Origin of the sequence: Pseudacidovorax intermedius (assembly GCF_003350475.1) — a bacterium.
Lineage (GTDB): Bacteria > Pseudomonadota > Gammaproteobacteria > Burkholderiales > Burkholderiaceae_C > Xenophilus > Xenophilus intermedius.
In genome coordinates this window covers 129,189-141,292 of sequence record NZ_QQAV01000011.1, presented here as the reverse complement: position 1 = coordinate 141,292, position 12,104 = coordinate 129,189, and the positions used below count along the sequence as shown (strand labels likewise).

Below are 12,104 nucleotides of genomic sequence, written 5' to 3'. Positions count from 1 at the left end.
GTCAAGCTTCTGCGTGCGCATCCACCCCGCGCTGGGCGGCCAGGTGCTGCAGGTCGTCGATGATCTGTTTCTGCGCGCCGATGCTCAGCTCGATCACCTCGCGGGCCTGGGCCACGTAGTAGTCCAGCTGCTCGTCGCTGCGGGCCAGGGACTTGGTCAGCGCCGTCTCGATGCCCTTGAGCTGCGTCAGCAGCTCGCCGTTGGCCTGGCCGAAGAGCTGCACCGCACCGCCGAAGGCTTCGCCCAGGCTGGCCACTTCGACCGCGCTGGCGCCCAGCTGCGTGCCGGCCTCGTCCAGTCGGGCGGCCTGGGCGTCCAGCGCCTGGCCGAAGCGCTCCACCTGCGCCTGCAGCGTCTCGCCGAAGCGGCCGCTGGCACGCTCCATCAGGCCGGTGGTGGTGTCCACCAGCGCGTCGATGGCGCCGCGCTGCTCGGTGGCCTGGCGGTTGAGCGCCTCCAGCAGCGTGCCCAGGGTCTGCATCAGGCGCTCGCGTTCCTCCAGCGTGGCCTGGTCGCGGGCCATGCTGTCGCTGATGCGCTCGCGCAGCTCGCCCATCACCTCGGCCGCGGCGCGTGGTGCCTCGGCGGCGGCCTGCACCAGCTGGCCGATCTCGGCCAGGGTGCGCTGGGCCTGCGCCTCCATCTGGGTGCTCATGTCGGTGGCGGTACGGGCCAGGGCGGCGCCGGCCTCGCGCAACTGGCGGGTGGCCTGCTCGCCGGCGGCTTCCCACTGCGTGCGCAGGGTGGCGACGGTGGCTTCCAGCGCGCCGGTCCAGGCGACCTGGCGCTCGGCCTCCTGCGAGGCGCGCTGCTCGATCTGCGCCAGCGTGCGCTCGGCCTGGGCCTGGGCCGTGCTGCCGATGTCGATGGCAGCCTGGCGCAACTGCTCGCCCACCTGCTGCCACTGCCCCACGGCCTCGCCGGTGGCGCGCTGCAGGCCGTCGGCAACTTGGCCGGTCGCCTGCTGCAGCTGACCCGCGGCCTGGCTGCTGGCCAGGGCCAGGGCCTCGGCGGCGCCGGTGCTGGCGCGTTCGAGCTGAGCGGCGATCTGACCGCTGGCGCGCTCCAGCTCGGCGGAGGCGGCCCGGCCGGCCTGCAGCCACTGGTCGGCCGCGGCGCTGCCGGTCTGCTGCCATTGCTCGCGCAGGTTGGCGGCCATGGTCTCCAGGGCGGCCGTCCATTGCTGGAGGCGGCCGTCGTCCAGGGCGGCGCGGCGCTCCATCTCGGCCAGGGTACGGCGGGCCTGTTCTTCGGCATGGCCGCCCACCTCGGCGGCGGTGTGGCGCAGGGCATCGCCCAGTTGCTGCCACTGGCCGGCGGATTCGGCACCGGCGGCGCGCCATTCCTCGCGCAGGGCGGTGGCGGTGGTTTCGAGCGCGGCGCGCCAGTCGGCCAGGCGGCTTTCGTCGGCGGCGGCGCGGCGGTCCAGGTCGGCCAGCAGGCGCTGGGCCTGGGCCTCGGCACCGGCGGTGATGTCGCGCACGCTGCGCGACAGGGTCTCGCCGACGGATTGCCATTCGCCGGTGGCCTGGGCGCCGGCCTGCTGCCACTGCTGGCGCAGTTCCTCGGCGAGGCTGCGCAGCGCGCCGGTCCAGGCAGCCAGGCGGGTGTCGTCGTGGGCGGCCATGCGGCTTTGGAGTTCGGTATGGGCAGCAGCGACGCCTTCGTGCAGGGCGACAGCCTGGCTGGCGAAGCCTTCGGCGGCGCGCTGCAGCGCGGCCTCGTGGCGCATGGCCATCTGTTCGGCACCGGCGGCCTGCTGGGACAGGGCCTCCGCCCAGCGCTGGCCCAGGGTTTCGGACTGGCGGTCCAGCCGGGCCGCCAGATCGTCGGCCAGCGCCAGGCTGTGCTGCTGCGTGTGCTGGGTAAAGCGGGTCAGCGCCTCGTCCAGAGCCGCATCGCGCTGCTGGGCATGGCCGGTGAAACGGGCCAGCGCCTCGTCGAAGGCGCGGCTGCCGGCGGCCTGCGCCGCCTGCTGTTCGGCCAGGGCGCTGCGCCACAGGCCGGCCACTTCGGTGGTGGCCTGGCCGAAGCGCTCGGCCACGCCGTCGAGCTGTCGGCGCACCTGTTCGGCCATGGCGGACTGCAGGCGGCCGCTTTCCTGCGCCAGGCCGGCCAGCGTGGCCTCGATGGCGGGCTGGATGGCGGCGCCGCTCAGGCGCGCGCCCTCGGCCACGCTCTCCTTGAGGCTGCGCTCGAGCGAGGCGGCGAGCGCGGCATAGGCCGACTCGGCCTGGGTGTGGAAGCGGGCCTGGTCGGCGGTGAGCCGCTCGTTCAGGGCCTGCTGCTGGCGCTCCAGCGCTTCCATGGTGGCCTGCAGCCGCTCGACCAGGGTGGGCAGCAGGCCGGCCTGCTGCTCCATCAGCTTGAGCGAGGCCTCGCGGTGGTGCGTGGCCGAGAAGGCGCGCAGCGGGCCGGCGATGGCCGCGTCCAGTTGCTGGCCCACCTGCACCCGCTCACGGCGGGCCAGGGCCGACATCAGGCCCAGCGCCGCCGAGGCGGCCACGCCGGCCACCGAGGTGCCGAAGGCCAGGCCCAGACCGCGCACCGGGGCCGACAGCGCATCGCGGATGCCCTGCAGCTCGGTGGCGCCGGTGAGCGCGGCGCCGGTGCCGTCCAGCGTGACGACCATGCCCATGAAGGTGCCCAGCATGCCCAGCAGCACCAGCAGGCCGGTGATGTAGGGCGCGAGCGCCGGGCCGGGCAAGGCGACGCGGCCGCCTTCGATGCGCTGACGCACCGCGCCCTGCAGCGCGGGTTCGACCGGGGCCAGCCAGGCATGGCGGGCATCGGCCGGGGCGCTGCCGAGGCTGTCGAGCGCGCGGGCCAGCGTGCGTGTCGCGCGGTCGAAGCGCAGCAGCTCCACGCCGCCCACCAGAAAGAACACACCGATCAGCACCATCACCGCCAGCGCGAGCGGCTGGCGGCCCAGGTAGCCGGCGCCGACCCACAGCACGGCGGCCAGTCCGGCCGCGAACACCGCCCCTTGGAGGGCCTTGGCAATCAGTCTCGTCATTCGTCCTTGTTTCCTGGTGTGGCCACCGTCGGCGCGGCGGCGCCCGGTGGCCGGAGGGCTTCGAGCAGGGCCAGCGCGGGCTGCATCCGCAGCTCCAGTTCGGCCAGCAGCACGGTGTGCAGGTCCTGGCGGAAAGGCTCCAGCCAGCTTTCGTCCTCGGGTCCATGCGCCTCGGCGAGGCGACGGAAGTGCTTCTCGAGCATCGGCGGCACGCCGGCCATGAGCCGGTCCTCGTGCGGGCCCAGGGTCTGGGCCATCACAGCATCCACGGCGGCCAGCCGCGCCAGCTCGGGCGAGCGGGCCGCCACCACGGCACGCAGGCGCTCGCGCAGCAGGCCGATCGCCATCTCCATCGCCTGCTGGCGTGCCAGATAGCGCTGCCGGTACGGCGAGAAGCCGATGCCCTGCTCGAAGGTGGACCGGCCGGCGGCGGCGGCCTCCTTGGCATGGCCATGGGCCAAAACCGCGCGCACGCGCTCCACCTCGGCCTGCTCCTGCAGCCAGGGATCGTCGGTGGTGGAAGGGGCGCCGGCAGCGCTCGGGGCCGGCAGCGGCCGTTCGAGGGCCGCTGACAGCGAGATGGCATCCGTCCAGCCGAGCCAATGGCTCAGGCGGTCGGCGAAGGCGTCTCTGGAATCCCGGACCTGCGCCCGCGGACCGGCAAGGCCGGCCAGCAATCGCACAAGCGCCGCACCGGTCAGGCCCGTGCGCACGGTGGTGAGCGCCATGGGGGTTGCCGGGTCGAAAAACCGCGCAGTCTACACCGGGGGTCAGCGGGCTCCGGCCGCGCCACCTGACAGCTTTGTCATCTTGCCGTCAGCGAGGCGTCGGCACCCGGCGCCCACAGTGGCGGCCGTGTCTGCCATGCTGCCCATGCCTTCCTTCGACCAAGACCGCTTCCCGCGCTGCGGGCGCCCTGCCCTTGAACGGCGGCGCTCGCCCAAGCTCCCGCTGACCGCCCTGTGCGCCGCCCTGCTGATGGCGGGCTGCGCCGTCGGTCCCGACTACCAGCCGCCGCCCGTGCCCAGTGGCGCCAGCCACGGCGCCTTCAAGGAAGACGGCCCCTGGCGCCCCGCGGCGCCGAAGGCGGCCGATGCCGACTCGCCATGGTGGAGCCAGTTCGGCGATCCGCAGTTGGACGCACTGGTCGCCCAGGCCATGACGGCCAGCCCCACGCTGGCCCAGGCCTCGGCCACCTACCGCCAGGCCCAGGCGCTGGTCGATGGCGCCTCGGCCGGCTTCTTCCCGACCGTGGGCGCGAGCGCCTCGGGCGGGCGCGGGCGCAGCAAGAGCAACGGCACCTCGGTGCTGGGCGACACCCATGCCTGGTCGCTGCAGGCGGCCTGGGAGCCGGACTTCTTCGGCAAGGTGAGCCGTGGCGCCGAAGCGGCGGCCGACAGCGCCCAGGCCAGCGCCGCCGACCTGGCCGCGGCCCGGCTCACGCTGCAGGCGGCCGTGGTCAACGACTACATCCAGCTGCGCCTGGACGACCGCCAGAAGGCGCTCTACGCCCGCACCGTGGCGGGCTACCGCGATTCGCTGCGGCTGGCGCAGGCGCAGTACCGCGCCGGCACCGCGTTGCGCTCGGACGTGGCGCTGGCCGAAAGCAACCTGGCCTCGGCCGAGGCCCAGGCCATCGACATCGACCTGACCCGCCGCCAGCTGGAGCACGCCCTGGCCGTGCTGCTGGGCAGGACACCCGGCGAGTTCTCGCTGCCGCCGCTGACCGAAGAGGCGTCCTCGCCCCTCGCCCTGCCGGTGATGCCGCCCGGCCTGCCCTCGCAGCTGCTGGAACGCCGGCCCGACATCGCGGGCGCCGAGCGCCGCGTGGCGGCCGCCAATGCGCAGATCGGCGTGGCGACGGCCGCCTACTACCCCGACTTCACGCTCAGCGCGAGCGGGGGCTTCTCGGGCGCCGGCCTCACGGCCTGGGCCCGCACGCCGGACAAGGTGTGGGCCCTGGGCTTCGCGCTCGCGGCGTCGATCTACGACGGCGGCGCCCGCAGCGCCAAGGTGGCGCAGGCCCGCGCCGCCTTCGACGGTGCGGCCGCCGGCTACCGCCAGACGGTGCTGGCCGCCTTCCAGGACGTGGAGGACAACCTGGCCGCCCTGCGCGAACTGGCCCACGAGCGCGAGGCCCAGAACCGCGCAGTGAAGGCCGCCCGCGACTCCCTGCGTGTGGTGCTGAGCCAGTACCGCGCCGGCACCGCCAACTACACCACCGTCGTCACCACCCAGGCACTGGCGCTGACAGCCGAGCGCAGCGCGCTGCAGCTGGAAGGCCGGCAGTACGCGGCCAGCGTCGCGTTGGTCAAGGCGCTGGGCGGCGGTTGGGGTACGGGCCAGTTGCCCGCCATCCCCCACGCCAGCGACGCGGCCGACGCCACGCCCGCCACCGCGCCTGCGGCGACGCCCACGGCGGCGTCCGCCCCCTCCGCCGAAATCGCTGCCTCCGCCAGGCCCGCCACGCGCTGATCCGTCTTTCCGTCGAACGCCATGTCCCTGCCCCATCGCACTCCCCTCGTCTCCCGCCGCGGCCGCACGGCCGGCGCGGCGGTCGCCACCGTCGCCCTGCTGATCGCCGCCTGGCATCCCGGACTGCACCGCGACGCGCATGCCGCCGAGCCCGCCAAGGCGCCGCCCGCCGTGCCGGTGCGCGTGGCCACGGTTCAGCGCAAGGACGTGCCCCTGGCCATGACCGGCATGGGCAGCGTGCTGCCCATGGCCTCGGTCACCGTCCGCACCCGGGTGGACGGCCAGTTGGAGGCCGTCAACTTCAAGGAAGGCCAGGACGTGAAGGCCGGCCAGGTGCTGGCCCGTCTGGACGCCCGCGCGCTGCAGGCGGCCCTGGCCCAGGCCCAGGGCACGCTGGCGCGCGACAACGCGCAGCTGACCAATGCCCGCGCCGACCTGCAGCGCTACACCGAGCTGCAGCAGCAGGACGCCGCCACGCGCCAGCAGCTGGACACCCAGGCCGCCCTGGTGCGCCAGCTCACCGCCACCGTGCAGAGCGACACCGCCGCCGTCTCCGCCGCGCAGGTGCAGCTGAGCTACGCGACGCTCGCCGCGCCGCTGTCGGGTCGCATCGGCGCCCGGTTGGTCGACCCCGGCAACATCGTCCACGCCACCGACGCGGCCGGCCTGCTGGTCATCAACCAGATCGATCCCATCGCCGTGCAGTTCACCCTGCCCGAAAGCGCCTTCCAGGCCATCAACACGGCCCTGCACGGACCGGCGCCGCTGCAGGTGCAGGCCATCGACCGCACCACGCACGAGGTGCTGGCCGCCGGCGAGCTGACGCTGCTGAACAACCAGATCGACGTCACCACCGGCACCATCGCCATGAAGGGCCGCTTCGCCAACCCCGACCACAAGCTGTGGCCCGGGCAGTCGGTGGACGCCCGGCTGGTGCTGGGCCAGCAGCGCAATGCGCTGACCGTGCCGGTCGCCGCCGTGCAGCGCGGGCCCAACGGCCTGTTCAGCTACGTGGTCGATTCCGACAGCAAGGCACGCGTGCAAGCCATCGAGGTGGGCAGCAGCGAAGGCAACACGGCCGTCGTGACCAAGGGCCTGAATGCCGGTGACCGCGTGGTGACGGACGGCCAGTTCCGCCTGGCCCCCGGCACCGCGGTACGCGAGGCCAAGGAAGGCGGCGACGCCAAGGGCGCTGCCCCCGGCGCCGACAAACCGGCCGGTGCCAAGGCCGCCGAGACCGCCAAGGGCGGCCAGGGAGCCGGCTCGTGAGCATCTCCGCCGCCTTCATCCGCCGGCCCATCGGCACCTCGCTGCTGGCCGTGGCGCTGCTGCTGATCGGCCTGGTGGCCTGGCCGATGCTGCCGGTGGCGCCGCTGCCGCAGGTGGACTTCCCCACGCTGCAGGTCACCGGCCGACTGCCGGGCGCCAGCCCCGAGACCATGGCCTCGAACGTGGCGCAGCCGCTGGAGCGGCAGTTCTCGCTGATCCCCGGCCTGTCGCAGATGACCTCGACCAGCTCGCTGGGCCTGACGCAGATCACGCTGCAGTTCGACCTGGACCGCAACATCGACGGCGCCGCGCTGGACGTGCAGACCGCCATCAACTCGGCCACGGGCCAGTTGCCCAAGAACCTGCCCAGCCCGCCGAGCTTCCGCAAGATCAACCCGGCCGATGCGCCGGTGCTGATCCTGGCGGTGCAGTCGCAGGTGCTGCCGATGACGCAGGTGGACGACTATGCCGAGAACATCCTGGCGCAGCAAATCTCGCGCATCGAGGGCGTGGGCCTGGTCAACGTATTCGGCCAGCAGAAGCCGGCCGTGCGCATCCAGGTCGACCCGGCCAAGATCCGCGGCCTGGGCCTGAGCCTGGAGGACATCCGCGGCGTGATCGCCAACACCACGGTGAGCGCACCCACCGGCACGCTGGACGGCGCTTCCCAGGCCATGAACGTCTACACCAACGACCAGCTGCTCAAGGCCGCGCCGTGGAACGACATGGTGCTGGCCTACCGCAATGGCGCCCCCATCCGCGTGCGCGACGTGGGCGTGGCCGTGGACGGGCCCGAGAACGCCAAGATCGCCGCGTGGGCCTTCCCGGGCAAGGCCGAGCCCGAGGGCAGCCACATCGAGCCGGGCCAGGCGATCTCTCTGGCCATCACCAAGATGCCGGGCGCCAACGTGATCGACACCGTGGACCGCATCTTCGCGGCGCTGCCCAAGCTCAAAGCCTCCATCCCGCCCAGCGTGACGGTGAGCACCATCATCGACCGCACGCAGACCATCCGCGCCTCGGTCAAGGACGTGGAGTTCACCCTCGTGCTGTCGGTGGCGTTGGTGGTGGCGGTGATCTTCGTCTTCCTGCGCAGCCTGACCGTCACGCTGATCCCCAGCGTGACCGTGCCGCTGGCCCTGCTGGGCACGGCCGCCGTCATGTACGTGCTGGGCTATTCACTGGACAACCTCTCGCTCATGGCGCTGACCATCGCGGTGGGCTTCGTGGTGGACGACGCCATCGTGATGCTGGAGAACATCTACCGCCACATCGAGGACGGCATGCCGCCGATGCAGGCGGCGCTGCAGGGCGCGCAGGAGATCGGCTTCACCATCGTGTCGATCTCGGTCTCGCTGGTGGCGGTGTCCATTCCGCTGCTGCTGATGGGCGGCATCGTGGGCCGGCTGTTCCGCGAGTTCGCGGTGACGGTGACGCTGACCATTGCCGTGTCGGTGGTGGTCTCGCTCACGCTCACGCCCATGCTGTGCGCCAGGTTCCTGAAGAACCCGCATGGCGACGGCGCCCACGCGGCGCCCAAGCACGGCAAGCTCTTCGACCTGTTCGAGCGCGGCTTCGAGGCCATGATCGGCGGCTACCGCCGTGCGCTGGAAGTGGTGTTGCGCCATCCCTTCATCACGCTGATGAGCTTCATCGCGACGGTGGCCGCCACGGTGGCGCTGTTCGTCGTGATCCCCAAGGGCTTCTTCCCGCAGCAGGACACGGGCTACATCTTCGGCACCGCGGTGGCGGGGCAGGACTCGTCGTCCGAGGCCATGCACGGGCGCATGCTGGCCCTGGCCGACATCGTGCGGCAGGACCCGGACGTCACCGCCTTCGGCCTGCAGGCCGGCGCCAGCACCTTCAACTCGGGCAACTTCTTCATCGGCCTCAAGCCCAAGGAAGACGGCCGCACCGAGACGGCCGACGAGATCATCGGCCGCCTGCGGCCCAAGCTGGCCCGTGTGCCCGGCATCACGCTCTACATGCAGGCGGGGCAGGACATCAACGTGGGCGGACGGCTGGCACGCACGCAGTACCAGTACACGCTGACCGACACCGACCTGGGCGAGCTCGACACCTGGACGCAGCGCATCACCCAGCGGCTGCAGCAGCTGCCGGCCCTGACCGACGTGAGCTCCGACCAGCAGAACGCCGCGCCCATGGCCAGCCTGACCATCGACCGGCAGCGCGCCTCCAGCTACGGCATCACGCCGGCACTGATCGACGCCACGCTGTACGACGCCATCGGCCAGCGGCAGGTGGCGCAGTACTTCACCCAGCTCAACAGCTACAACGTGGTGCTGGAGGTGACGCCCGCGTTGCAGCAGGACCCGAGCCTGTTCGACCGGCTGTTCATCACCTCGCCCATCAACGGCCAGCAGATTCCGCTGTCCACCTTCGTGAAGGTGGACACGACGCGCACCAGCTACCTGGCCGTGAACCACCAGGGCCAGTTCCCGGCGGCGACCATCTCCTTCAACCTCAAGCCCGGCTTCGCGCTGGGCCAGGCGGTGCAGCAGATCCAGCAGGCGCAGGCCGAGATGGGCGTGCCGCCCACGCTCACCGGTAGCTTCCAGGGCACGGCGCAGGCCTTCAGCGCGTCGCTGCGCACCCAGCCCTACCTGATCCTGGCGGCGCTGATCGCGGTGTACATCGTGCTGGGTCTGCTGTACGAGAGCTATATCCATCCGCTCACCATCCTTTCCACCCTGCCCTCGGCCGGCGTCGGGGCGCTGCTGATCCTGATGGCGGGCGGCTACGATCTGAGCGTGATCGCACTCATCGGCATCATCCTGCTCATCGGCATCGTCAAGAAGAACGGCATCATGATGGTGGACTTCGCCCTGCATGCCGAGCGCGACCGCGGCATGAGTCCGCGCGACGCCATCTTCGAGGCCTGCGTGCTGCGCTTCCGCCCCATCATGATGACCACCATGTGCGCCCTGCTCTCCGGCCTGCCGCTGATGCTGGGCCATGGCGCCGGCTCCGAGCTGCGCCGGCCGCTGGGTTATGCGATGGTGGGCGGACTGCTGCTGTCGCAGGTGCTCACGCTCTTCACCACGCCGGTGGTCTACCTCTACCTCGACCGCGCCCACCACTGGTACGTGCGCCGCAAGGCCGCGCGCGCCGCCCGTACCGCGACGCCGCGGCTGGAGGCCGCCGGGTCATGATGCGCGTGCTGATCGTCGAGGACGAGCGCAAGACGGCCGACTACCTCAGCCAGGGCCTGACCGAGCAGGGCTGCACGGTGGACGTCGCCTACGACGGCATCGACGGCCAGCACCTGGCGCTGCACCACGACTTCGACGTCATCGTGCTTGACGCCATGCTCCCGGGCCTGGACGGCTTCGAGGTGCTGCGCTCGCTGCGTGCCGTCAAGGGCACGCCCGTCATCATGCTCACCGCCCGCGACGGCGTGGAAGACCGGGTGCGGGGCCTGCAGGGCGGCGCGGACGACTACCTCGTCAAGCCCTTCTCGTTCATCGAGCTGCAGGCCCGGCTGCAGGCGCTCACGCGCCGCGGCCGCGCGCAGGAGCCCACGCTGCTGCGCGTGGGCGATCTGCAGATCGACCTGATCAGCCGCCGCGCCCTGCGCGCCGGTCAGCGCATCGACCTCACGGCCAAGGAATTCGCACTGCTCACCCTGCTGGCCCGCCGCCAGGGCGACATCCTGTCCAAGACCGCCATCGCCGAGCAGGTGTGGGACATGAACTTCGACAGCAACACCAATGTGGTCGAGGTGGCCATCAAGCGCCTGCGCGGCAAGATCGACCTGCCCTTCGCCCAAGCGCTGCTGCACACGGTGCGCGGCATGGGCTATGTGCTGGAAGAGCGCGCGCCGGGCACTGCCGGCGGCGACGACGACTGAGGGCATGCGCCGCGGCTCCATCGCCCTGCGTCTGGCGCTGATGTTCACCGCCGTGGCGGTGTTCATCTTCGCGTTGCTGGGTGTGGCGCTGTTGCAGGTGTTGCGGCACGAGCTGCGGCGCCACGAGCGCGAAGAGGTGCAGAGCCGCCTGGAGGATGTGCGCTACATGCTGGAGCATGGCCGCTCGTCGCAACTGGGCCTGCGTGTCCGCGAGAAGATCTCCGCGCTCGAAAGCCGCAACGGCGAGGTGCGCTACTGGATGTGGAGCGAGGCGCCCGGCTTCCGCTGGGCCGACGGCGCCCAGGCCATGGCGGATGCGCTGCACGAGGAGGACGGGGTGGTCGAGCTGCCCCTCGGCCCCAACGGCCGGCCCATGGCGCTGATGTCGGCACGGCTGCCGGCCAACGACGTGCGGCCCGAGGTTCAGCTCATCGCCGGCGTGAGCGGTGCCGCGCCACGCCAGACCCTGCACACCTTCGAGGCCGCCATGGCCCTGCTGGCGCTGACCGGCGCGGGCGTGGCTGCACTGATGGGCTATTGGGTCGCTCGTGTCGGCCTGCGCCCGCTGCAGCGCCTGTCGGCCGAGGCCCAGGGCATCGGCCCGGACAACCGCGGCCAGCGGCTGCAGTTGCCCGCCCTGCCCATCGAGCTGACGGACATGGGCCAGTCCTTCAACGCCGCGCTGGACCGGCTGGACGGCGCCTACCGCCAGCTGGAGACCTTCAACGCCGACGTGGCCCACGAGTTGCGCACGCCGCTGGCCAACCTGATCGGCCAGACCCAGGTGACGCTGGCCCGCGAGCGCGACGCCGCCGCGCTGCGCGAGGTGCTGCAGTCCAACCTGGAGGAGCTGGAGCGGCTGCGCTCCATCGTGGCCGACATGCTCTTCCTGGCCCGCGCCGAACAGGGCGAGCGCGCCCGGCGCCTGGTCGACGCGCCGCTGGCGCTGGAAGTGGCCAAAACGGTGGAGTTCTTCGACGTGCTGCTGGACGAGGCCGGCCTGCGCGTGGACGTGCAGGGCGACGCCATCGCACCCATCGAGACCGCCCTCTTCCGCCGCGCGCTGAGCAACCTGCTGCACAACGCCATCCAGCACTCTTCGGGCGGCGACGTGATCGGCGTACGCATCGAGCCGCTTGCCGGTGGCGCGCGCGTCAGCGTGAGCAACCCCAGCGCGCCCCTGGCGCCCGAGGCGCTCGCGCGGCTATTCGACCGCTTCTACCGCGGCGACAGCTCACGCCCCAACAGCGGCGAGAACCACGGGCTCGGCCTGTCCATCGTGCGCGCGGTGGCGGCCATGCATGGCGGGCAGGTGTTCGCGCAGTGGGCCGATGGCGAGATCACCGTGGGCTTCACCGTGGCGCCCCGACGATGAAAAAGGCCCGCACGCAGGCGGGCTGAAGTGAACCTGCAGGAGGTCCTTGGAGTCTTGCGGCGCGGGCGTGGACAACAGCCCATGCCCGGCGGGAGACA

7 protein-coding genes are annotated in these 12,104 nt (G+C 72.1%); 5 read left to right on the top strand and 2 right to left on the bottom strand.

The annotated features are described in order from the left end of the window. Position 1: 1 nt before the first annotated feature. Positions 2 to 3,016 (bottom strand): DUF802 domain-containing protein, encoded by a 3,015-nt coding sequence (locus DFR41_RS28200; RefSeq protein ID WP_114804365.1) that lies wholly within the window; start codon positions 3,014 to 3,016, stop codon positions 2 to 4. Next, on the bottom strand, positions 3,013 to 3,744 hold the full coding sequence (locus tag DFR41_RS22515) for a DUF3348 family protein (protein ID WP_114804364.1): 732 nt from the start codon (positions 3,742 to 3,744) through the stop codon (positions 3,013 to 3,015). The genes DFR41_RS28200 and DFR41_RS22515 overlap by 4 nt, the downstream gene beginning before the upstream one ends. Before the next feature lie 136 nt (positions 3,745 to 3,880). Here DFR41_RS22515 and DFR41_RS22510 point away from each other — a divergent pair, with 136 nt between their 5' ends. The 5 genes from DFR41_RS22510 to DFR41_RS22490 are packed head-to-tail and all read left to right on the top strand — an operon-like array spanning position 3,881 to position 12,006. Next, a complete protein-coding gene (locus DFR41_RS22510) occupies positions 3,881 to 5,491 on the top strand; it encodes an efflux transporter outer membrane subunit (RefSeq protein WP_425326723.1) in 1,611 nt (536 codons plus the stop codon). 21 nt (positions 5,492 to 5,512) lie between these two features. Then, positions 5,513 to 6,760, top strand: coding sequence for an efflux RND transporter periplasmic adaptor subunit (locus DFR41_RS22505; RefSeq protein WP_114804363.1), 1,248 nt, complete (start codon positions 5,513 to 5,515; stop codon positions 6,758 to 6,760). After that, complete coding sequence (locus DFR41_RS22500) at positions 6,757 to 9,933, top strand: efflux RND transporter permease subunit (protein ID WP_114804362.1); 3,177 nt, start codon at positions 6,757 to 6,759, stop codon at positions 9,931 to 9,933. The genes DFR41_RS22505 and DFR41_RS22500 overlap by 4 nt, the downstream gene beginning before the upstream one ends. After that, complete coding sequence (locus DFR41_RS22495; RefSeq protein WP_114804383.1) at positions 9,933 to 10,631, top strand: heavy metal response regulator transcription factor; 699 nt, start codon at positions 9,933 to 9,935, stop codon at positions 10,629 to 10,631. Before DFR41_RS22500 ends, DFR41_RS22495 begins: the two co-directional genes overlap by 1 nt. A 4-nt stretch (positions 10,632 to 10,635) precedes the next feature. After that, positions 10,636 to 12,006 carry a heavy metal sensor histidine kinase gene (locus DFR41_RS22490; RefSeq protein ID WP_114804361.1) on the top strand — a complete coding sequence of 457 codons (1,371 nt, stop codon included), beginning with the start codon at positions 10,636 to 10,638 and terminating at the stop codon, positions 12,004 to 12,006. Positions 12,007 to 12,104 lie beyond the last annotated feature (98 nt).

Coding starts and splice junctions, on each gene's coding strand:
- DFR41_RS28200 (WP_114804365.1), bottom strand. CDS start 3,016: ATGACGAGACTGATTGCCAAGGCCCTCCAAGGGGCGGTGTTCGCGGCC.
- DFR41_RS22515 (WP_114804364.1), bottom strand. CDS start 3,744: ATGGCGCTCACCACCGTGCGCACGGGCCTGACCGGTGCGGCGCTTGTG.
- DFR41_RS22510 (WP_425326723.1), top strand. CDS start 3,881: ATGCTGCCCATGCCTTCCTTCGACCAAGACCGCTTCCCGCGCTGCGGG.
- DFR41_RS22505 (WP_114804363.1), top strand. CDS start 5,513: ATGTCCCTGCCCCATCGCACTCCCCTCGTCTCCCGCCGCGGCCGCACG.
- DFR41_RS22495 (WP_114804383.1), top strand. CDS start 9,933: ATGCGCGTGCTGATCGTCGAGGACGAGCGCAAGACGGCCGACTACCTC.
- DFR41_RS22490 (WP_114804361.1), top strand. CDS start 10,636: ATGCGCCGCGGCTCCATCGCCCTGCGTCTGGCGCTGATGTTCACCGCC.